This is a genomic window from Mycobacterium sp. SMC-11 (assembly GCF_046250095.1).
Taxonomy (GTDB): Bacteria; Actinomycetota; Actinomycetes; order Mycobacteriales; family Mycobacteriaceae; genus Mycobacterium; species Mycobacterium heraklionense_A.
On record NZ_CP176430.1, the window covers coordinates 3,085,121 to 3,106,586 of the forward strand.

General features: G+C 66.8%; 21 protein-coding genes and 2 tRNA genes. 12 read left to right on the forward strand and 11 right to left on the reverse strand.

The features are described from left to right. Nucleotides 1-5: 5 nt before the first annotated feature. Nucleotides 6-548 carry a DUF3515 domain-containing protein gene (locus ACKY0X_RS14590; protein ID WP_409426613.1) on the forward strand — a complete coding sequence of 181 codons (543 nt, stop codon included), beginning with the start codon at nt 6-8 and terminating at the stop codon, nt 546-548. A gap of 84 nt (nt 549-632) precedes the next feature. Here the strand turns inward: ACKY0X_RS14590 and ACKY0X_RS14595 are convergent, their stop codons facing one another. After that, nucleotides 633-1,745 carry a D-alanine--D-alanine ligase family protein gene (locus ACKY0X_RS14595; RefSeq protein ID WP_409426614.1) on the reverse strand — a complete coding sequence of 371 codons (1,113 nt, stop codon included), beginning with the start codon at nt 1,743-1,745 and terminating at the stop codon, nt 633-635. 79 nt (nt 1,746-1,824) lie between these two features. After that, nucleotides 1,825-2,853 (reverse strand): NAD(P)H-dependent glycerol-3-phosphate dehydrogenase, encoded by a 1,029-nt coding sequence (locus tag ACKY0X_RS14600; RefSeq protein ID WP_409426615.1) that lies wholly within the window; start codon nt 2,851-2,853, stop codon nt 1,825-1,827. Nucleotides 2,854-3,036: 183 nt separating this feature from the next. Between ACKY0X_RS14600 and cofC the strand changes: the two genes are divergently transcribed. From cofC to ACKY0X_RS14615, 3 genes are read left to right on the forward strand one after another with little or no spacing between them, the layout of a single operon-like run. After that, a complete protein-coding gene (gene cofC / locus ACKY0X_RS14605; protein WP_409426616.1) occupies nt 3,037-3,717 on the forward strand; it encodes a 2-phospho-L-lactate guanylyltransferase in 681 nt (226 codons plus the stop codon). Further along, on the forward strand, nt 3,707-5,914 hold the full coding sequence (locus tag ACKY0X_RS14610) for an RNA degradosome polyphosphate kinase (protein ID WP_409426617.1): 2,208 nt from the start codon (nt 3,707-3,709) through the stop codon (nt 5,912-5,914). Before cofC ends, ACKY0X_RS14610 begins: the two co-directional genes overlap by 11 nt. Before the next feature lie 49 nt (nt 5,915-5,963). Next, nucleotides 5,964-6,896, forward strand: coding sequence for an NUDIX hydrolase (locus ACKY0X_RS14615; RefSeq protein ID WP_409426618.1), 933 nt, complete (start codon nt 5,964-5,966; stop codon nt 6,894-6,896). Nucleotides 6,897-6,944: 48 nt separating this feature from the next. Here ACKY0X_RS14615 and ACKY0X_RS14620 read toward each other — a convergent pair whose 3' ends face one another. The 3 genes from ACKY0X_RS14620 to leuC form a co-directional block, all read right to left on the reverse strand. Further along, nucleotides 6,945-7,628: an HU family DNA-binding protein gene (locus tag ACKY0X_RS14620; protein ID WP_409426619.1), complete on the reverse strand. Its 684-nt coding sequence runs from the start codon at nt 7,626-7,628 to the stop codon at nt 6,945-6,947. Between the two features lie 188 nt (nt 7,629-7,816). Continuing rightward, entirely contained in the window at nt 7,817-8,413 is a 597-nt protein-coding gene (gene leuD / locus ACKY0X_RS14625) for a 3-isopropylmalate dehydratase small subunit (RefSeq protein ID WP_409426620.1), read from the reverse strand. Between the two features lie 38 nt (nt 8,414-8,451). Beyond that, nucleotides 8,452-9,864: a 3-isopropylmalate dehydratase large subunit gene (leuC, locus tag ACKY0X_RS14630; RefSeq protein ID WP_409426621.1), complete on the reverse strand. Its 1,413-nt coding sequence runs from the start codon at nt 9,862-9,864 to the stop codon at nt 8,452-8,454. Between the two features lie 51 nt (nt 9,865-9,915). Between leuC and ACKY0X_RS14635 the strand changes: the two genes are divergently transcribed. Continuing rightward, entirely contained in the window at nt 9,916-10,617 is a 702-nt protein-coding gene (locus tag ACKY0X_RS14635; protein WP_409426622.1) for an IclR family transcriptional regulator, read from the forward strand. Between the two features lie 41 nt (nt 10,618-10,658). Then, nucleotides 10,659-11,159 carry a pyridoxamine 5'-phosphate oxidase family protein gene (locus tag ACKY0X_RS14640; RefSeq protein WP_409426623.1) on the forward strand — a complete coding sequence of 167 codons (501 nt, stop codon included), beginning with the start codon at nt 10,659-10,661 and terminating at the stop codon, nt 11,157-11,159. A 64-nt stretch (nt 11,160-11,223) separates the two neighbouring features. Here the strand turns inward: ACKY0X_RS14640 and ACKY0X_RS14645 are convergent. From ACKY0X_RS14645 to ACKY0X_RS14660, 4 genes are all read right to left on the reverse strand, one after another. Continuing rightward, nucleotides 11,224-11,296, reverse strand: a tRNA-Glu gene (locus ACKY0X_RS14645). 73 nt (nt 11,297-11,369) lie between these two features. Then, a tRNA-Gln gene (locus ACKY0X_RS14650) sits at nt 11,370-11,441 on the reverse strand. Between the two features lie 111 nt (nt 11,442-11,552). Beyond that, a complete protein-coding gene (gene gltX, locus ACKY0X_RS14655) occupies nt 11,553-13,025 on the reverse strand; it encodes a glutamate--tRNA ligase (RefSeq protein WP_409426624.1) in 1,473 nt (490 codons plus the stop codon). Continuing rightward, on the reverse strand, nt 13,022-13,810 hold the full coding sequence (locus tag ACKY0X_RS14660) for a fumarylacetoacetate hydrolase family protein (protein ID WP_409426625.1): 789 nt from the start codon (nt 13,808-13,810) through the stop codon (nt 13,022-13,024). The genes gltX and ACKY0X_RS14660 overlap by 4 nt, the downstream gene beginning before the upstream one ends. A 167-nt stretch (nt 13,811-13,977) precedes the next feature. Here ACKY0X_RS14660 and ACKY0X_RS14665 point away from each other — a divergent pair, with 167 nt between their 5' ends. The 6 genes from ACKY0X_RS14665 (at nt 13,978) to ACKY0X_RS14690 (ending at nt 19,058) form a co-directional block, all read left to right on the forward strand. Next, nucleotides 13,978-15,234, forward strand: a complete 1,257-nt coding sequence (locus tag ACKY0X_RS14665) for an MFS transporter (protein WP_409426626.1) — start codon at nt 13,978-13,980, stop codon at nt 15,232-15,234. 26 nt (nt 15,235-15,260) lie between these two features. Then, complete coding sequence (ectA, locus tag ACKY0X_RS14670; RefSeq protein ID WP_409426627.1) at nt 15,261-15,770, forward strand: diaminobutyrate acetyltransferase; 510 nt, start codon at nt 15,261-15,263, stop codon at nt 15,768-15,770. Between the two features lie 188 nt (nt 15,771-15,958). Then, nucleotides 15,959-17,236 carry a diaminobutyrate--2-oxoglutarate transaminase gene (ectB, locus tag ACKY0X_RS14675; RefSeq protein WP_409426628.1) on the forward strand — a complete coding sequence of 426 codons (1,278 nt, stop codon included), beginning with the start codon at nt 15,959-15,961 and terminating at the stop codon, nt 17,234-17,236. Continuing rightward, nucleotides 17,233-17,640: an ectoine synthase gene (locus ACKY0X_RS14680; RefSeq protein WP_046284673.1), complete on the forward strand. Its 408-nt coding sequence runs from the start codon at nt 17,233-17,235 to the stop codon at nt 17,638-17,640. Before ectB ends, ACKY0X_RS14680 begins: the two co-directional genes overlap by 4 nt. Nucleotides 17,641-17,648: 8 nt before the next feature. After that, nucleotides 17,649-18,539: an ectoine hydroxylase gene (gene thpD, locus ACKY0X_RS14685; protein ID WP_409429644.1), complete on the forward strand. Its 891-nt coding sequence runs from the start codon at nt 17,649-17,651 to the stop codon at nt 18,537-18,539. Nucleotides 18,540-18,566: 27 nt separating this feature from the next. Further along, on the forward strand, nt 18,567-19,058 hold the full coding sequence (locus ACKY0X_RS14690; protein ID WP_046284674.1) for a DUF3830 family protein: 492 nt from the start codon (nt 18,567-18,569) through the stop codon (nt 19,056-19,058). A gap of 29 nt (nt 19,059-19,087) precedes the next feature. Here the strand turns inward: ACKY0X_RS14690 and ACKY0X_RS14695 are convergent, their stop codons facing one another. Together ACKY0X_RS14695 and ACKY0X_RS14700 are read right to left on the reverse strand one after the other, a co-directional pair. Continuing rightward, nucleotides 19,088-20,458, reverse strand: coding sequence for an amidase (locus ACKY0X_RS14695; RefSeq protein WP_409426629.1), 1,371 nt, complete (start codon nt 20,456-20,458; stop codon nt 19,088-19,090). Between the two features lie 10 nt (nt 20,459-20,468). Then, complete coding sequence (locus ACKY0X_RS14700; RefSeq protein ID WP_409426630.1) at nt 20,469-21,437, reverse strand: D-2-hydroxyacid dehydrogenase; 969 nt, start codon at nt 21,435-21,437, stop codon at nt 20,469-20,471. Between the last annotated feature and the right edge of the window lie 29 nt (nt 21,438-21,466).

Below are 21,466 nucleotides of genomic sequence, written 5' to 3' on the forward strand. Positions count from 1 at the left end.
GGGCCTTGACCACGGACAACGACGCGGACGGACCGCCGCGGCTCGCGCTGATCATCGCGCTGGTGGTCGCCGTCGCCGCGGTAGGCGCCGCGCTGACGGTCGCCGCGCTCCATCACCCGGGCAAGCGGCCGGCCGGACCGGTCCCGGTCGCGACGGTGCCTGCTCCGCACGCCGACAGCGAAGACTGCCGTGCCCTGCTTGAGGCGCTACCGGCGCAGCTGGGCGCCTATCGGCGTGCCGAGCTCGCCGCACCCGCACCGCAGGGCGCGGCGGCCTGGACCGCCGACGACGGCGAGGCCGTGGTGCTGCGCTGTGGGCTGGACCGGCCGGCCGACTTCGTGGTGGGCTCCCCCATCCAGGTGGTCAATCACGTGCAGTGGTTCGAAGTCCGCGAAGGCGACCGCGCCACCTGGTACGTGGTGGACCGGAAGGTCTACCTGGCGTTGACGCTGCCGCCGGGATCGGGCCCCACGCCGATCCAGGAGGTGTCGGATCTGATCGCCGACACCGTCGCTGCCGTCCCGATCCGGCCGGGCCCGCCGCGTTGATCCTCACGCCGAGCGTGTAACCACCGCGAAATTCGGGCAGATTTTTCGCGCTGAGTGCACGCTCGGCGCGCTACCCGAGGCAGCTCAGCGCAAGCCCACGCCGCGAGCCAGGGCGGTGTCGACCATCGTCGCCAGCAGCGTCGGGTAGTCCACGCCGCTGGCCGACCACATCCGCGGGTACATCGAGATCGTGGTGAACCCGGGCATGGTGTTGATCTCGTTGATCACCGGGCCGGCGTCGGTCAGGAAGAAGTCCACCCGGGCCAATCCCTGACAGTCCAGCGCGGCGAACGCGCGAATCGCCAGCTGCTGCACGGCTTCGGCGACGTCGTCGTCGATCTTGGCGGGCACGTCGAGTTCGGCTGCGTCGTCGAGGTATTTGGTGGCGAAGTCGTAGAACGAGTCGTCGCGGTCGGCCACGCCGGCCACCCGGATCTCCCCCACCGTGCTGGCTCCCAGCGAGCCGTCGGGGAATTCGAGCACCCCGCATTCGATTTCCCGGCCGACGATCGCGGCCTCGACGATGACCTTCGGGTCGTGCCGGCGCGCCTCGGCAATCGCCGCAGGAAGCTCCTCGTACGACGTCACCCGGCTGACCCCGATTGAGGACCCGCCGCGCGCCGGTTTGACGAACAGCGGCAGCCCCAGCCGCTCCCGATCGTCGATCGACAGCGTCTCCTGGGCGGGCCGCAGTACCGCGTAAGGGCCGATCGGCAGGCCGTCGGCGGCCAGCAGCTTTTTGGTGAACTCCTTGTCCATGCCCGCCGCACTGGCCAGTACGCCGGCACCGACATAGGGCACACCGGCCAACTCCAGCAGGCCCTGCACGGTGCCGTCCTCGCCGTAGGGTCCGTGCAGCACCGGAAACACCACGTCGACCGACTCCAGCACCTCCGCGGGCCCGGCGGCGGAGAACGCGACCAGCTGTCCGGCTCGCTGCGGGTCGGCCGCCAGCGCCAGTTCGGCGCCGGAGTCCGTGCTGACCGCGGGTAGTTGGCGGTCGGTGATCGCCAACGTGTCGGGGTTACCGTCGGTGAGCACCCACGCCCCCTCCGGGGTGATGCCTACTGCGACGACCTCGAAGCGTTGCGGATCCAGGTTGCGCAGGATGCTGCCCGCCGAGACGCAGGAGATGGCGTGCTCGCTGCTGCGGCCACCGAAGACGACGGCCACGCGGGTGCGTTCGTGGGAATTCACACGCCAGAGGCTACCGGGCGGTTAGCGAGCCTCGACGGAGGAGAGGCGAAGCTGGACCGCCCCATAAACCGGGGGCGGCCTACTCCGGTTTGGTGCGACGTCCCAGCAGCAACGCCACCGCCTCATTGACCGAGGAGCCCTTGTGGCAGACCCGGTGCACGGCATCGGTCAGCGGCATCTCCACGTCGTAGCTCAACGCCAGCGCCAGCACCGACTGACACGACGTCACGCCTTCGACGACGTGGCCGTCGGAGGTGCTCAACAACCCCGCCGAACCGGGCACCGGCGGCATCGCCTCGCCCCGGCCGAGCCGTTCGCCGAACGTGCGGTTTCGCGAATGCGGGGATGTGCAGGTGGCCACCAGGTCGCCCACTCCGGCCAGGCCGGCCAGGGTGGCGCCCTTGGCACCCAGCGCGACACCCAGTCGAATGATCTCGGCCAGGCCCCGGGTGATGATCGCGGCCGCTGTGTTCTCGCCCAGCCCCACTCCGGCCGCCATCCCGCAGGCCAGCGCGATGACGTTCTTGCAGGCGCCGCCGATCTCGGTGCCGACGACGTCGGAGTTGGTGTAGGGCCGGAAGTAGCCCGTGTTGAGCATGCGCTGCAGCGCCACCGCACGACCGGAATCCGTACAGGCGACCACGGTGGCCGCGGGCTGTTCGGCGGCGATCTCCGCCGCCAGGTTGGGACCGGACACCACCGCGACCTGACCGGGATCGAACCCGGTCACCGCCGCGACCACCTGGCTCATCCGCATCAGCGTGCCCAGCTCGATGCCCTTGGCGACGCTGACCAGCGTGGCGCTGTCGGTCAGGTGCGGCGTCCACGCTTGGAGATTGGCCCGCATCGTCTGCGCCGGCACGGCCAGCACCACGGTGGTCAAGCCGTCCAGAGCCTCGGCCGGATCACTGGTGGCGCGCACCGCGTCGGGAATCTCGAAGCCCGGCAGATAGTCGGGGTTGCGCCGGGTCTCGTTGATCTGCGCGGCGATGTCGGGCCGACGCGCCCAGAGCCTGACGTCACTGCCGGCGTCGGCGAGCACCTTGGCCAGAGCCGTGCCCCACGCGCCCGCGCCCATCACCGCGACCGTTCCCTCGGTGCCGCCCATCGCACACCACCTCCCTATAGGCGCCTCACCTTAGCGGTGATCGCGAGCGCGGCGGAGCCGGGCGAAGCGGGTCACCGCCACCAACCCAGCGGTGATCGCGAGCGCGGCGGAGCCGGGCGAAGCGGGTCACCGCTAGAACCCAGCCCGCGGAACGCCCGGCCCGGCGCTGGCAGGATGTGATGTGTGAACTCCACACCGGCTGAGGTATCCGGCATCGGCCTGATCATTGCCGTCAAGCGGCTCAGCGTGGCCAAGACCAGGCTGGCGCCGGCGTTTCCCGCACCGCTGCGCGAAGCCGTGGTGCTGGCCATGCTGGTGGACACCATCAGCGCGGCGTCGGCCGCCCGCGGACTGGAACACATCACGGTGGTCACCCCCGATGAGGCTGCCGCTGCGGCCGCCGCCGAGTTGGGGGCCGAGGTGCTGGAGGACCCGACACCGGACGGTCACGCCGACCCGCTGAACAACGCGCTCGCCGCAGCCGAAGCCTCGGTTACCGAATCCATGCCGAACATCGTTGTGCTGCAAGGCGATTTGCCCGCTTTGCAATCCTACGAACTCGACGAGGCGATCGCGGCGGCACGGACCCACCAGCGCAGCTTCGTCGCTGACCGGCACGGGATGGGGACCGCGGCGCTCTTCGCGTTCGGCACCGCCCTGGAACCCAGATTCGGCCGGGATTCCTCGAAGCGGCACCGGCAATCCGGAGCACTGGAACTGACCGGCGCCTGGCCCGGTCTGCGCTGTGACATCGACACACCGGAAGATCTGGCGGTGGCGCGACGGCTCGGCGTCGGCACCGCCACGGCCCGTGCGCTTGCACATGCCAAGTCCGGTGGCAGCAGCACGCGGGATGAGCAATGATTTCGGAGTGGACGAAATTGAGGGCAGCGAACTCACTGAGACGCGAACCGACACGACTGACTGGCGTCCACACGACGCCGCTCCGACCGCCCCGCCCGCTGCCACCGAGACTCTTCCGGCCGGCGATGACGACGAACTGCCCGCGGACCGCTACCTCAACCGCGAACTGAGCTGGCTGGACTTCAACGCGCGGGTGCTGGCGCTGGCCGCCGACACCTCCCTGCCGCTGTTGGAGCGGGCCAAGTTCCTGGCGATCTTCGCCTCCAATCTCGACGAGTTCTATATGGTCCGCGTCGCCGGCCTCAAACGTCGCGATGAGATGGGCCTGTCGGTGCGCTCGGCCGACGGCCTGACCCCACGTGAACAACTGCGCCGCATCGGCGAACGGACCCAGCAGATCGCCACCAGCCATGCGCGGGTGTTCCTCGACTCCGTCCGCCCGGCGCTTGCCGCCGAAGGCATCCACGTCGTCACGTGGGCCGATCTCCTGCCAGCCGAGCGCGACCAGCTGTCGGTGTATTTCCACGAGCAGGTGTTCCCGGTACTGACACCGCTGGCGGTCGACCCCGCACACCCGTTCCCCTTTGTCAGCGGGCTCAGCTTGAACCTGGCCGTGACGGTCAAGCGTCCCGAGGACGGCGGCAGTCATTTCGCGCGGGTCAAGGTCCCCGACAACGTCGACCGTTTCGTCGAACTCGACGCCGGTGCCAGCGGCGGCGACGGCCGCGGCGAGGTCCGGTTCCTGCCGATGGAGGAACTGATCGCGGCGTTCTTGCCGGTGCTGTTTCCCGGCATGGAGATCGTCGAGCATCACGCGTTCCGCATCACGCGTAACGCCGATTTCGAGGTCGAAGAGGACCGCGACGAAGACCTGTTGCAGGCCTTGGAGCGGGAGCTGGCGCGGCGCCGCTTCGGGTCGCCGGTGCGCCTCGAGGTCGCCGACGACATGACCGAGCACATGCTGGAGCTGCTGTTGCGGGAGCTCGACGTGGACCCCGGTGACGTCATCGAGGTGCCCGGCCTACTGGACCTGTCATCGCTGTGGCAGGTCTACGGCCAGGACCGGCCCGACCTCAAGGACCGCACCTTCGTCCCGGCCACCCACCCGGCGTTCGCCGAACGGGAAACCCCCAAAAGCATTTTCGCCACCCTGCGGGAAGGCGATGTGCTGGTACATCACCCCTACGACTCCTTCGCCACCAGCGTGCAACGTTTCATCGAACAGGCGGCCGCCGACCCGGGCGTGCTGGCGATCAAGCAGACGCTTTACCGCACCTCCGGTGATTCGCCGATCGTCACCGCGCTGATCGACGCCGCCGAGGCCGGCAAGCAGGTGGTCGCACTCGTCGAGATCAAGGCCCGTTTCGACGAGCAGGCCAACATCAAGTGGGCTCGCAAGCTGGAGCAGGCCGGCGTGCACGTGGTGTACGGATTGATCGGACTGAAAACCCACTGCAAGGTCTGCCTCGTCGTGCGCCGCGAGGGCTCCACGATCCGGCGGTACTGCCATATCGGCACCGGCAACTACAACTCCAAGACCGCGCGCCTCTACGAAGATGTGGGACTGCTCACCGCCGACCCGGACATCGGCGCCGACTTGACCGACCTGTTCAATTCGTTGACTGGTTATTCGCGGAAAGTCGCCTACCGCAACCTGTTGGTGGCCCCACACGGTGTCCGGACTGGGATTATCGAACGCATCGAACGTGAGGTTTTGGCGCACCGCCGCTCCGGTAACGGGCGGATCCGGCTCAAGCTCAACTCACTGGTGGACGAGCAGGTGATCGACGCGCTCTACCGCGCCTCTCGTGCCGGAGTGCAAGTTGAGTTGTTCGTTCGCGGTATCTGCGCACTGCGGCCCGGGGTCGAGGGCTTCTCCGAAAACATCCTCGTCCGATCGATTCTCGGCCGATTCCTGGAGCACTCGCGCATCATCCATTTCCGCGCCATCGACGAATTCTGGATCGGCAGTGCGGACATGATGCACCGCAATCTGGACCGTCGGGTCGAAGTGATGGTTCAGGTGAAAAACCCGCGGCTGACTGCACAACTGGGCGACGTGTTCGACTCCGCAATGGACCCGGCCACCCGCTGCTGGGAACTCGGGCCCGACGGCCAGTGGAAGGCGGAACCGCAAGCCGGCGCCACTGTGCGCGACCACCAGGCGTCGTTGATGGACCGACACCGCAATCCCTGAGACCCGGCCCACCGCCCAAGAAGCCCGAATTGACCTGCAGGAGTGCAAGGTGCTCGAAACGACAGTGTCGAATGGCTCCGGGACGCTAGACAAGGTCGTCCACGCCGCCGGCGCGGTGCTGTGGCGGACGCGGCGCAATGCCGTTGAGGTGGCGCTCATCCACCGCCCGCGCTACGACGACTGGTCATTGCCCAAAGGCAAGGTCGATCCCGGCGAGACCGAACCGGTGACAGCCGTGCGGGAGATCCTGGAGGAGACCGGCCAGCACGCACAGCTGGGCCGCCGGCTCGGGGCGGTCCGCTATCCGGTCACCCAGGGCGTCAAGAAGGTCAGGTACTGGGCTGCACAGGCGTTGGGCGGCGACTTCGTGCCCAACCACGAGGTCGACGATCTGGTCTGGCTACCGGTCGATGCCGCGATGAAGGAACTGCAGTACGCCTATGACCGGAAGATGCTGCGGCGGTTCGCCAAGCAGCCCGCGGACACTCAAACGGTGTTGATCGTGCGGCACGGTACGGCTGGGCGCCGGTCGCGGTTCTCCGGTGATGACCGCCGGCGGCCGCTAGACAAGAAGGGCCGCGCACAGGCCGAGGCGCTCACCGATCAGCTGCTGGCCTTCGGCGCGAGCTCGGTCTACGCGGCCGACCGGGTGCGCTGCCAGCAGACGGTGGAGCCATTGGCCGCTGAACTCGGGGTGGCCGTCCACAACGAGGCGACGCTGACCGAGGAGTCCTACGCCGACAACCCGAAGCAGGCCCGTCACCGGGTGGTGGAGATCGCGAAATTGGGCGGGACACCGGTTATCTGTACCCAAGGCAAGGTGATTCCAGACCTGATCGCCTGGTGGTGCGACCGCGACGGCGTCAGCCCGGACAAGTCCCGCAATCGCAAGGGCAGCACCTGGGTGCTGTCACTGTCGGGTGGCCGGCTGATCGCCGCCGACCACATCGGTAGCCCGCTGGCTACCCAAGCACTGGTATGAACGACCGAGCGCCGCGGGGATAACCCCGCGGCGCTCGGCTATTCGTTGCTACTTGCGACCCTTGCGGGCCGGAGCCTTCGTGGCTTTCTTGGCCGGAGCCTTCTTCGCCACGGCCTTGGTGGCTGCCTTCTTGGCGACAACCTTCTTGGCCGGAGCCTTAGTCGCTGCCTTCTTCGCAACAACCTTCTTAGCCGGAGCCTTGGTCACGGCCTTCTTGGCCGGAGCCTTAGTCGCTGCCTTCTTCGCAACAACCTTCTTAGCCGGAGCCTTGGTCACGGCCTTCTTGGCCGGAGCCTTAGTCGCTGCCTTCTTCGCGGCAACCTTCTTGGCCGGAGCCTTGGCCGCAGTCTTCTTGGCGGCGGCCTTGGTGGCCTTCTTGGCCGGAGCCTTCTTGGCCGGCGCGGCAGTGGCGCCAGCGCCGCGCTTGACGGCGAGACCCTCGGACGGGACCTTCTGCGCGCCAGAAACAATCGCCTTGAACTGCGCACCGGGGCGGAATGCGGGGACGGACGTCGGCTTCACCTTGACCGTTTCACCGGTGCGGGGATTGCGGGCAACGCGCGCGGCGCGACGACGACGCTCGAAAACGCCGAACCCGGTGATGGTGACGCTCTCACCCTTGTGGACGGCGCGCACAATGGCATTGACGAAATGCTCGACGGCCTCGGTCGCCGACCGACGGTCGGTGTCCAATTCCTTTGTGAGCACCTCGATGAGCTCTGCTTTGTTCATCCAATCCCTCCGAAACCAGTGGCCCTACTTGAGCCGACTAGAGCACACGGTAAACCCTGATACCACTGATATCCAAGAGCCACGCGCAATTTCAGACGAGATTATGGGCGAATTTCGGCAATCCGGTTACCGCCCTTGGACGCTGACGAGAGCGTCGAATCACCGGAATTAAGCTCCGGCGCGGACCCTCAAGAAGCCGGCAGAGTGCGCGGTTTCCAGCTCGGGCGAGTGGCCTCGAATGAGTCGATCTCTTCGAGTTTCCGCAGCGTAAGGCCTATATCGTCGAGGCCTTCCGACAACCGCCAGGCGGTGTAGTCGTCAATCGTGAACGCCACCACCACCGTTCCGGCGGTGATATTCCGATCTTGAAGATTGACAGTGATTTCCAGCCCCGGGCTCTGCTCGATGACTTTCCACAGCAGTTCCACATCATCTTGAGCCACCTGGGCCGCCAGCAGGCCGGCCTTGCCGGCATTCCCGCGGAAGATGTCGGCGAACCTGGAGGAGATCACCACCCGGAACCCGTAGTCGAGCAGCGCCCACACCGCATGTTCCCGCGACGATCCGGTCCCGAAGTCCGGACCGGCCACCAGGACCGAACCTTGGTCGAAAGGGCTGAGATTCAGCACGAAGGACGGATCGGTGCGCCACGTGGCGAACAGGCCGTCCTCGAATCCCGTCCGGGTGATGCGCTTCAAATAGACCGCGGGAATGATTTGGTCGGTGTCGACATTGGACCGCCGCAGCGGCACTCCGATTCCGGTATGAGTGTGGAAAGCTTCCATGACTAGGCTCCTTTTAATACCGTGGCGGTCAGTTCAAGTCAGTTCAAGTCCTGGGGGGCCGACAGCGTCCCACGAACGGCGGTGGCGGCGGCGACGACCGGAGAGACCAGGTGAGTGCGTCCGCCCTTGCCCTGCCGGCCCTCGAAATTGCGGTTGGACGTCGACGCGGACCGCTGCCCAGGCTCCAGCTGATCGGGGTTCATCCCCAGGCACATTGAGCAGCCGGGCTGGCGCCACTCAGCACCTGCGGCGGTGAAAACCTCCGCGAGGCCTTCGGCTTCAGCCTGATTGCGAACCCGCATCGAACCCGGCACCACCAGCATCCGCACACCGTCGGCGACCCGACGCCCGCGCAACACATCAGCCACCGCACGCAGGTCCTCGATGCGGCCGTTGGTGCACGACCCGACGAACACCGTGTCGACCGCGATCTCGCGCATCGGCGTGCCCGGCTGAAGGTCCATGTACGCCAACGCCTTCTCCGCGGCCCGCCGCTCGGCCTCGTCGTTGATCGCCTCCGGATCGGGCACGTCGGCGCCCAGCGGAACGCCTTGGCCGGGGTTCGTTCCCCAGGTCACGAACGGGGTCAGTGCATCCGCGTCCAAATGGACCTCGGCGTCGAACACCGCACCGGGGTCGGTTCGCAGGCTGCTCCAATAGGCCACGGCGGCATCCCAGTCCGCGCCGCTCGGCGCGTGCGGCCGGCCCCGCAGGTATTCGTAGGTGGTCTCGTCGGGGGCAACCATGCCGGCCCGGGCGCCGGCCTCAATGCTCATGTTGCAGATCGTCATCCGCGCCTCCATCGACAGCGCCTCAATGGCACTGCCCCGGTATTCGATGACGTAGCCCTGGCCGCCGCCGGTGCCGATCTGAGCGATCACCGCCAAGATGATGTCCTTGGCCGTAACGCCGTCGGCGAGTCTCCCGTCGACATTGACCGCCATTGTCTTGAACGGCTTCAGCGGAAGCGTCTGGGTGGCCAGCACGTGTTCGACCTCGGAGGTGCCGATACCCATCGCCAGCGCGCCGAACGCGCCGTGGGTGGAGGTGTGACTGTCGCCGCAGACCACCGTCGTGCCGGGCTGGGTGAGCCCCAGCTGCGGCCCGATGATGTGCACGATCCCCTGATCGATGTCGCCCATCGGGTGCAACCGGATACCGAACTCGGCGCAGTTGTGCCGCAGCGTCTCAACCTGAGTACGCGACACCGGGTCGGCGATCGGTTTGTCGATGTCGACCGTCGGCACGTTGTGGTCCTCGGTGGCGATGGTCAGATCCGGGCGGCGCACCGGACGACCTGCCAGCCGCAGCCCCTCGAAGGCCTGCGGGCTGGTGACTTCATGAACCAGGTGCAGGTCGATGTAGATGAGGTCGGGTTCGGTCCCGCCGCCGGATACCACGACGTGGTCTGCCCAGACCTTCTCGGCCAGGGTGCGAGGCTGCTCGGTCATGCCATCCCCAAATCTGCACGGTCTCATATTTTGAGACGCTAGTATCTGTATATGGGACAGCATAGCGGCATCGGCGTTTTGGACAAAGCGCTGACGGTGCTCCACGCAATCGCCGAATCGCCGTGCGGGCTGGCTGAACTGTGCGACCGCACCGGCCTGCCCCGCGCCACCGCGCACCGGCTGGCCGCAGGCCTGGAGACCCACCGTCTGCTCGGGCGCGACGACGAGGGCCGCTGGCAGATCGGACCCGCAGTCAGCGAACTGGCTGCCCGCGCCGACGATCCGCTTCGGGCGGCCGGCGCGACGGTGCTGCCACGGCTGCGAGAGATCACCGGAGAGAGCGTGCAGCTGTATCGCCGCGAAGGCATCGAAAGAGTCTGCGTTGCGGCGCTGGAACCGCCTGCGGGGCTGCGAGACACGGTTCCGGTCGGCGCCCGGCTGCCGATGACCGCCGGGTCGGGCGCCAAGGTCTTGCTGGCCTACGCCGATGCAGGCGTGCAAGAGGAAGTGCTGGCGGAGGCCAAGTTCACCAGCCGCACCCTTTCGGAGCTGCGCCGCCGGGGCTGGGCGCAAAGCGTCGCCGAGCGCGAGCCCGGGGTCGCCAGCGTGTCAGCGCCGGTGCGCGATCACCGCGGCACGGTGGTGGCAGCGATCTCGGTATCGGGTCCGATCGACCGGATGGGGCGTCGCCCGGGGGCGCGCTGGGCCGCCGACCTGCTCGCGGCGGCCGGCGACCTCACGGCCCGGCTGTAGCCCGGGCGCGGGGGCCCTGGTCCGCCTGTCAGACTGCAGAGATGGGAACCAAACAGCGCGCACAGATCGTCATGACCGATGCCGAGGTCGCTGACTTCGTCAACACTCACCGCACCGGAACACTGGCCACCATCGGGCCCGACGGCCAGCCCCACCTGACCGCAATGTGGTACGCGGTGCTCGACGGCGAGATCTGGCTCGAGACCAAGGCCAAGTCCCAGAAGGCGGTCAACCTGCGCCGCGATCCGCGGGTCACCTTCCTTCTGGAAGCCGGCCAGACGTACGACACGCTGCGCGGAGCCGCGTTCGAGGGCGTCGCCGAGATCGTCGACGACCCCGAGACCATCTTCCGGGTGGGCGTCAGCGTCTGGGAACGCTACACCGGTCCCTACACCGACGAGATGAAGCCCGGCGTCGACGCGATGATGAACAACCGGGTGGCTGTGCGCATCGTCACACGGCGCACCCGCTCCTGGGACCACCGCAAGCTCGGGTTGCCGGCCATGCCGCTGGCTGGCTCCACCGCTCCGAAGGACGACTGAGCCCGCTTAGACCTCGGTCGATACGAAAAGGCCCGCACCTTGACGGTGCGGGCCTTTTGCGATGTACCCCCGATGGGATTCGAACCCACGCTACCGCCGTGAGAGGGCGGCGTCCTAGGCCGCTAGACGACGGGGGCTAGAACATTTCCGGGTTGCCAGCATAGCTCAACCCGTACGGCCCGCCTAATCGCTTGCAGCGGACCGCTTTTGCTGGGGTACCAGGACTCGAACCTAGAATGGCTGAACCAGAATCAGCTGTGTTGCCAATTACACCATACCCCAAGGACCAACAACGTCCCCGGCCATTACCGCTGGTCAGAGTGCCGGTGGGGCACTACTGGCCAGCCGTTCTTGGGCCGACGAGCAGACTACCAAACTTCTAGCGCGAAGTTGTCATCGCGCTTCCCCAACGCCGTCTCGGACGCTCCGCAACCGGCTCAAGCTGCGGCTTGAGCCCAACAATTCCAGCGACTCGAACAGCGGCGGGCTGACCAACCCGCCGGAGACCCCGACCCGGATCGGGCCGAACGCCTTGCGCGGTTTGAGGCCCAGATCGTCCAGCAGCGCGGCCTTGAGCGCAGCCTCGATGTTGGCGGTGGTCCACTCCCCCACGCCCTCCAGCGCCGCGATGGCCGCATCCAACACCGGAGCCGCGTCGGGACCCAGCTCCTTGGCGGCGGCCCGCGGGTCCAGCTCATAGTGCGCGTCGTTGAAGAACTTCAGCAGCGGCCATGCGTCGCCGAGTACCACGATGCGGGTCTGCACCAGCGCTGCAGCCGCCGCGAAGCCGGCGTCGTCCAGGCCGGTGTCGTGACCGTGGGTGTCGAGGAAACTGCGCAACCGTGCGGTGAAGTCGTCCAACTCGAGCAGCCGGATGTGCTCGGCGTTGAGCGCATCGGCCTTCTTCTGGTCGAACCGGGCCGGGTTGGAGTTGACGTTGACCACATCGAACGCGGCGACCATCTCGTCGAGACTGAACACGTCGCGGTCGTCGGCGATAGACCAGCCCAGCAGTGCCAGATAATTCAACAGCCCCTCGGGGATGAAACCCCGGTCGCGATGCGCGAAAAGGTTCGACTGCGGGTCACGTTTGGACAGCTTCTTGGTGCCCTCACCCAAAACGGTTGGCAGGTGGCCGAACTCCGGAATGCGATCAGCCACGCCTATGCGAATCAGCGCCTGATACAGCGCGATCTGGCGCGGTGTGGACGGCAACAGGTCCTCGCCGCGCAGCACGTGGGTGATCTTCATCATGGCATCGTCGACCGGGTTGACCAACGTATACAGCGGGTCCCCGTTGGCACGTGTCAGCGCGAAATCGGGAACGGTGCCCGCCGGAAAGGATGTCTGCCCGCGCACCAGGTCCGCCCAACCGAGTTCGGTATCGGGCATCCGCAGCCGCACGACGGGCTTGCGGCCCTCGGCCAGAAAATCGGCCCGTTGCTGCGCGGTCAGCTCGCGGTCGAAGTTGTCGTAACCCAGCTTCGGGTTGCGGCCGGCGGCAAGATGACGAGCCTCGACCTCCTCCGGGGTGGAGAACGCTTCGTAAGCCTCTCCGGCCGCGAGCAGCTGCGCCACCACATCACGGTGGATGTCGGCGCGCTGCGACTGCCGGTACGGGCCGTAGGGGCCGCCCACCTCGGGGCCCTCATCCCAGTCCAGATGCAGCCAGCGCAGCGCGTCCAGCAGCGCCAAGTAGCTTTCCTCGCTGTCGCGTTCGGCATCGGTGTCCTCCACCCGGAAGACCATGGTTCCGCCGGTGTGACGGGCGTAAGCCCAGTTGAACAGGGCGGTGCGGATCAGCCCGACGTGCGGCGTGCCGGTCGGGGACGGGCAGAACCGGACACGAACACCAGATGTGGTCACGAGTTTCCTTTGCGGATAACCGGATTGGACAGGGTGCCAATGCCTTCGATGGAAACGGACACGGTGTCACCGTGCTCGATGGGGCCGACACCCTCGGGGGTGCCGGTCAAGAGGATGTCGCCGGGCAGCAGCGTCATCACCGCGGAGATCCATTCCACGATGGCGCCGACGTCGTGCATCATCAGCGAAGTCCTGCTGTCCTGCTTCACCACCCCGTTGACCTCAGTGCGAATCGCTAGGTCAGCGGGGTCGACGTCGGTGACGATCCACGGCCCGATCGGGCAGAAGGTGTCATGGCCTTTAGCCCGGGTCCACTGACCGTCGGACTGTTGCTGATCACGGGCCGACACGTCGTTGCCGATGCTGTAGCCGAGGATATTGTCCTTGGCCCGCGCGGCCGGAACGTCCTTGCACGGACGCGAGATGACCACAGCCAGCTCGCCTTCGAAGTGCACCGGGGAAGCATTGGCGGGCAGCTGAATCGGCACATTGGGCCCGATGATGGCGGTGTTGGGCTTGAGGAACATTGTCGGGTTGGCCGGTGGGGCGCCGCCCATTTCGGCGATATGGGCCGCGTAGTTCTTGCCGATACAGACCACCTTGCTGGCCAGGATCGGTGCCAGCAGGCGCACGTCGGCAAGCGGCCAGGACCGGCCGGTGAACTCCGGTGTGCCGAAGGGGTGCTCGGCGATCTCGCGAGCGGTCATCTCGTGTGGCCGGTCCGGGTCTCCTTCAATACTGACGAAGGCGACCCCGTCCGGGCTGGCAATTCGGCCTAGTCGCATTTGCACAAGCCTAATGGCGATCACAAGCGCGGCGGAGCCGGGCGCAGTGGGTCGCCATCAACCAGCTCACGCCGATCACAAGCGCGCGGCGGAGCCGGGCGCAATGGGTCGCCATCAATCGGCTCAGGTCGCGTACCTGGTAGGTGAGCCTGTGGAAGCATGGTCGGATGTCCACCGAGCCGATCGGGAAAGCCGCTCGCTGGTCGGTCGTGGTCGTCGCCCTGATGGCCACGCTGTGTTCATTCGTCTTCATCAACGGGATCGCCTTCGTCATCCCCATGCTGGAGACCAAGCGGGAAACCAACCTGGCAATGGCCGGCCTGCTGGCCTCCATGCCCAGCTTCGGAATGGTGCTGACCCTGTTCGCCTGGGGAGCGCTGTTGGACCGCATCGGCGAACGGATCGTGTTGAGCGTGGGTTCTGCGTTGACCGCGCTGGCCACATTCGCGGCGGCATCGATGCAGTCGCTGGTCGGGGTCGGCGCATTCCTGTTTCTCGGAGGTATGGCCGCCGCCAGTGCCAACAGCGCCAGCGGGCGGTTGGTGACCGGCTGGTTCCCGCCTCACCAGCGCGGACTGGTGATGGGTATCCGCCAGACCGCCCAACCGTTGGGCATCGCGTTGGGGGCCGAGGTGATTCCCGAGCTGGCTGAGCACGGGCTGGCGCGGGCGCTGATGTTCCCGGCAACGCTGTGCGCCGTTGCGGCGGTGGCGTGTGCGATCGGTGTCGTCGATCCACCGCGCCGGCCACGGTCGGCGGCCTCCGGCACCGAACTCGCCAGCCCCTACAGCGATTCAAAGGTGCTGTGGCGCATCCACTTGTCTTCAGCACTGTTGATGGTTCCGCAGTGCGTGCTCGCCACATTCATGCTGGTGTGGCTGATCGTGGACACCGACTGGTCGATCGCCGCCGCAGGCGGTCTGGTGACGGTGTCGCAGTTGCTCGGCGCCGCCGGACGAGTGGCGGCGGGTCGGTGGTCCGACCGCGTGCGCTCGCGGCTGCGGCCGATCCGCAGCCTCGCCGTGGCCGGGGCGCTGGCGATGCTGGCGCTGGGCACCGCCGACCATCTGCACTCCCGTCTCGCCGAAACGGCGATGGTCATCGCGGCGGTTATCACCGTGCTGGACAACGGATTGGCCTCGACAGCAGTCGCCGAGATCGCCGGTCCGTACTGGAGCGGTCGCGCGCTGGGCATCCAGAACACCACCCAGCGGCTGACCGCCGGCATCGCTCCCCCGCTCTTCGGTGCGTTGATCGGCGCCGCCGGCTACCCCGTGGCCTTCGCGCTGTGCGGACTGTTTCCCCTGGCCGCCGTGCGTTTGGTACCGGTGAGAGCCGAGCCAGAAGGCCGCTCGGTGCTCGAAGCGCTGCGTACCCTCCGAGTGCCGCCCGGGCCGCCGCCCGACACACCAGTACAACCCTGAGCCCGCGGGCAAGTACCGTCGAAACGATGACGGATACGGATCATGTCCGGCTTCGGACACCAACTGTCGCGGACGGCCAGGCCCTATGGCAGATGGCGGTCGATAGCGCCACCCTCGACGTCAATTCCCCTTACGCCTACCTGCTTTGGTGCCGCGATTTCGCCTCTACCTCGGTAGTTGCCGAGGTCGACGGGGCGCCGGCCGGCTATGTCACCGGCTATCGGCGTCCCGAGCAGCCGCAGACCCTGATGGTCTGGCAGGTGGCAGTCAACGCCGCTCACCGGGGAGCCGGCCTGGCCGGCCGGATGCTCGATCACCTGGCGACCACGCAGGTCACCCAAGGCGTTACCCATCTTGAGACCTCGATCACACCGGACAACGCCGCCAGCCGACGGCTGTTCAGCGCCTTCGCCCGCCGATGGGACGCAGCAATGGAGTGTTCCGTGCTGTTCGGAGCGGATTTGTTCGCCGAATCTCATCTGGCAGAAGAACTGTTTCGCATCGGACCGCTTCGGGTACACCCACGTCGCCAGTGAGGGCGTGGCAAGGTTGAGATCACAAAATGGTCTCGGTAAGGTCACGAACGCGCAAACGTGAGCCCCGACAGACCTAGGCCGGGGGCATACGAGCGGGGTGGTGGGTCGAGCCGAGATCACCCGCGGCACGAGTTTGATGTCGACCTGTCGTTCCGTTCCGTTGTATGTGACCGACGGACGGAGGAACTATGACGATTTTCGAAACCCTGGAATCCGAAGTACGAAGTTATTGCCGGTCGTGGCCGGTGACGTTCGACCGGGCCAGCGGCTCCCGGATGTGGGATGTCAACGGCAAGGAATATCTGGACTTCTTTGCCGGCGCCGGAGCGCTCAACTACGGCCACAACCACCCCGACCTGAGGGCACCGCTGCTGGAATACCTGAGCTCGGATCGCGTGGTGCACAGCCTCGACATGAACACCGTCGCGAAGGCCGAGTTCCTGGAGCGCTTCAACGACGTGATCCTCAAGCCTCGCGAGCTCGACTACAAGGTGCAGTTTCCCGGTCCCACCGGGACCAACGCGGTGGAATCGGCGCTGAAACTGGTGCGCAAGGTCACCGGCCGCGAGAGCATCATCAGCTTTACCAACGCTTTTCACGGCATGACGCTGGGTTCGCTGAGTGTCACCGGCAACTCGATGAAGCGCGGCGGTGCCGGCATCCCGCTGGTGCATGCCACGCCGATGCCCTATGACAACTACCTCGATGGCGTGGTGCCCGACTTCATCTGGTTCGAGCGTCTGCTCGATGACAGTGGCAGCGGCCTGAACGAGCCGGCCGGGGTGATCGTCGAGACCGTTCAGGGCGAAGGCGGAATCAATGTGGCCCGCCTGGAATGGCTGCGCGGCCTGTCCGACCTCTGCAAGCGCCACAACCTGCTGCTGATCGTCGATGACGTCCAGATGGGCTGCGGCCGTACCGGGCCCTTCTTCAGCTTCGAGGCGGCCGGCATCGTTCCCGACATCGTCTGCTTGTCCAAGTCGATCAGCGGGTACGGGCTCCCAATGGCATTGACGCTGCTCAAGCCGGAACTGGACGTGTGGGAGCCGGGCGAGCACAACGGCACCTTCCGCGGCCAGAACCCGTCGTTCGTGACCGCAGCGGCCGCGCTGAACTTCTGGACCGACAACCGCCTGGAGAAATCCGTCCTTCGCAAGGGCGAACTGATCGAACAGGCGCTGACCGAGGTGGTGGACCCGATCCCCGGCGTCACCACCCGGGGCCGCGGCCTGATCCGCGGCGTGGCCTTCGAACGCCCCGAGCTGGCAGGGGCGGTATGCCGCGAGGCGTTCGATCGCGGCCTGCTGCTGGAGACCTCTGGTCCTGAAAGCGAAGTCGTGAAACTCATGCCGCCGTTGGTCATTGACGATGATGACCTGGCCGAAGGTCTAATGATCGCCGCCAAGTCGATCGAAGCCGTCGCCGCCCGCGAACTCACCGCAACCACCTCAGGAGCCAGCCGATGATCGTCCGTACCCTCGCCGAGATCAAGGGCACCGACCGCGACGTCCAGTCCAAGACGTGGAACAGCCAGCGGCTGCTGCTGGCCCGCGACGGACAGCGGTTCTCGATGCACGAGACATGCTTGTACGCCGGAACTGAAACATCGATGTGGTACGCCAACCACGTTGAGGCGGTGTACTGCGTCGGCGGCGAAGGCGAGCTGATCAACGACGAGACCGGCGAGGTGCACCCGCTGCACGACGGCACGCTGTACCTGCTCGACGGCCACGAGCACCACCGGGTCATCGCCCACACCGACCTGCGCATGGTGTGTGTATTCGACCCGCCGGTCACCGGGCAGGAGGTGCACGACGACACCGGCGCGTACCCCCTGCTCACTGAACAACCACAGGAGACGGCATCGTGACTCCTCCTCTGGCCGAAACCCTCACCGACCGCTACCCCACGCGTAACAACGTCACGATCGGTATCGAACCCCGGCACGACCCGGTGGTCTGGACTGCCGAAGTCAACGGCGGCCCGTTGAGCCCGGACCGTGTCGCGCAGTTCGACGCCGACGGATTTCTGGCCGTCGACACCCTGGTGGACACCGACGTGGTGGCGGACCTGCGTAACGAACTGGACCGCCTGCGGGCCGACGCCGCGCTGGCCGCCGACGAGCGTTCGATCTGCGAGCGCGACAGCGGCCAGATCCGGTCCATCTTCGAGGTGCACCGGATCAGCCCGGCGTTCGCCGCGCTGGTCGCCGACCCGCGTCTGGTGGGGCCGGCCCGTCAACTGCTCGGATCCGATGTCTATGTGCACCAGAGCCGGGTCAACTTCAAGCCGGGATTCAATGGCCGAGAGTTCTACTGGCACTCCGATTTTGAGACCTGGCACGCCGAAGACGGCATGCCAACCCCACGCGCGGTCAGCGTCTCGGTGGCCCTCACCGAGAACCTGGACAGCAACGGATCGCTGATGATCATGCCCGGCTCGCACCGCTGGTTCGTGTCGTGCCCGGGCGAGACCCCGCCGGACCACTACCGCTCGTCGCTCAAGCAGCAGGAGATCGGCACCCCCGACGATGCGAGCCTGACCTGGTTGGCCGATCAGCATGGGATTCGTCAGATCACCGGCCCGGCCGGGTCCGCGGTGTTCTTCGACAGCAACTGCATGCACGGCTCGAGCAGCAACATCACGCCGTATGCGCGCTCGAACGTTTTCATTGTCTACAACAGCGTGGACAACGCCCTGGTGGAGCCGTTCGGCGCTGCCGTTCCGCGACCGACATTCATCGCCAGCCGCGTCTTCGACCCGGTTTAGCCCCGGCCGGGGAGGAAAGGGACTGCTGTGGCACGTTTCCTGTCCATCACGCTGACCGGGCGGGGGGTGTCTTGCCGGGCGCGCCTGCTCGACGAGCAGGCGCCCCTGACCTGCGCCGTGGTCTGGGAAGCGTTACCCGTTGCCGGCCAGGCCTTTCACGGCAAGTACGCCCGCAACGAGGTCTACACGCTGTTGCCGCCGTTGGGCACACCGGGCCGGGAGAACACCACGGTCACGCCGATCCCCGGCGACGTCTGCTTCTTCGACTTCGATGCCGGTGACATCGGCAACCCCGCCTACGGTTATGACAAGGATGGCCAAGCGAATTCACCGCTGGGCGCCACCGATTTGGCGATCTTCTATGGCCGCAACAACCTGCTGATCAACGGCGATGTCGGGTGGGTGCCCGGCAATGTCTTCGCCACGATCGAGGACGGCCTGACCGAGATGGCCGCCGCATGCAACGACTTGTGGATGGCCGGGGCGGTCGGCGAACAATTGGCCTTCACCAGGGCCTAGCAACGGCTAGCAATGGCGTGACCGACCGGTCAGGCCAAGACCCGCTCGGCGAACAGACCGGCCGCCAACACCAGATCGTCGCTGTGCCGGGGCCCGATGATCTGCATGCCGATCGGCAGGCCCTCCGATGTGGTCCCGATCGGGATGCTCAGCGCCGGCTGTTGAGTCATGTTGAACGGGTAGGTGAAAGGCGTCCACTGCGCCCACCACCGCATATCGGAGTCGACCGGTACGTCGTAGCCGGCGGTGAACGCCGCAATCGGAAGGGTCGGCGTGATCAGCAGGTTGTGCCGTTCGTGGAAGCGCCCCATGGCCATTCCCAGATCCACACTGACCTGGCGGGCGGCCAGATAGTCGACGCCGGACACCGCCGCCCCTCGATCCCACATGTCAGCCAGCCCGGGGTCGACGAGCCCGCGGTCGCGTTCCCGGCCGCGCAGGCTGCCCGCCGCCCCGGTTGCCCACAACACCTCGAACGCGTCGATCGGATCGGCGAAGCCGGGATCGGCCGCCAAGACGTTCAATCCCGCGTCGGCCAGCGTCTGAACCGCCTCTGCCACCGCGGACTCGATCTGCGGGTCGACGTCGACGTATCCCAGAGTCGGCGAATAGGCGACGTCGAGGCCGACCACGTCGCGCCGGACTTCGCCGCGGTAGGTCGTCAAAGTCGCCGGCAACGATGTGGGGTCGCGAAAGTCCGGCAGCGCGATGATGTCCATCAGCACCGCGGCGTCTTCGACGGTCCGGGTTATCGGGCCGGCATGGGCCAGCGGCCCGAACGGGCTGATCGGATACATCGGCACTCGTCCATGAGTGGGTTTGAAGCCGACCACACCGCAGAAGCTCGCCGGAATCCGGATACTTCCGCCACCGTCGGTGCCGATGGCCAACGGCGCCATTCCGGCGGCGACCGCGGCGGCACTGCCGCCCGAGGAGCCACCCGCGGTGCGACTGGTGTCGGCGGGGTTGCGGGTGATGCCGGTGCGCGGGCTGTCGGTGACCCCTTTCCACGCCAGTTCCGGGGTGGTCGTCTTACCGAGCAGCACCATGCCGTCGTTGCGGATCTTGTCCACCGCCGGGCTGTCATCGGGCCATGGCCCCGCCGCGTCGGCCAGCAGCGATCCCCGCAGAGTCGGCCAGCCGGCCGTGTGAAAGACGTCTTTGATCGCGATCGGCACCCCGTCGAGCAGGCCCTTGGTGTAGTTGCCGCCCCAGCGGACCTCGGACTTGCGGGCCTCCGACAGCGCAGTCTCTTCGTCGACCAGGCAGAAGGCGTTGATCTCGCCGTCGCGTTCATTGATCGCGGCGATCACAGCCGCGGTCGCTTCCACCGGGGAGAGCTCGCCGGAGGTATAGGCGGCGACCAGTTGCAGGGCGGTCAGTTCGGTCGGCTCGGTCATCTGCGCCCCCTCAGCCGGTTCCACTGGATGCGTACCGGGTCATCTGCTTGTCGACGACGTTGTGCAGTGGCTGCCCAGCGACATATCGCCGGAAGTTGGCGATGAACTGCTGCTGCAACAGATTCCGCCAACCCCGGATGTCACCGCTGTTATGCGGCGTCAGGCTGACGTTGGGCGCACTCCACAGCGGGTGATCGGCCGGGAGCGGCTCTGGGTCGACGACATCGAGGGCCGCGCCGGCAATGACACCGGCCTGCAGCGCCGCCACCAGAGCGCCGGTGTCCACCAGCTCCCCGCGCCCCACGTTGATCAGTCGCGCCGTCGGACGCATCGCGTCAAGAACGCCGGCATCGAGCATGCCCCGGGTCTGCGGTGTCAATGGCGCGGCCAGCACCACATAGTCGGCGTCGGCGACTGCGGCGAGCACGCCGGTGGTGATCGAGCCGAAGTCGGGGTCCTCGCGGGCGCAGCGGCCGACGCCGCGGACCGACATGCCGACGGCCCGCAGCAACCGGGCGATAGCCCGCCCGACGGGCCCCGGCCCGACGATCGTGACCGTGGCGCCGGCAATCGGCTCGCTGTCGAAGTGCTCCCACCGGTGGGCACGCTGAGCGTCTCCGGAGCGCCGGAAGTCCTTGGCGAAGGCCAGGATCTGCCCGAGCACATATTCGGCAATGGGTTCCTCGAAGATGCCGCGCGAATTGGTGACCACGACATCACTGTCGATCAGCCCGTCGAACAGCACGGCGTCAACGCCGATCGCGGCGACTTGGACCCAGCGCAACGCCTCGGCGGAGGACCACACCGATTCCAGTGCAGGAGAAGAGAAGTCATACAAAAACAGCACGTCGGCGCCGACAATCCCGTCGGCCAGCCGCGACGACGGAACCATGCGCAGCTCCGCGTCTGCGCTGATCGAATCGAGTTGGGCGGGAACCGACTCACCGTGCTGGACGGTCACCACCGGCCGCGCGTCCACATTGACACCGTAAAAACAGATCGTATGAT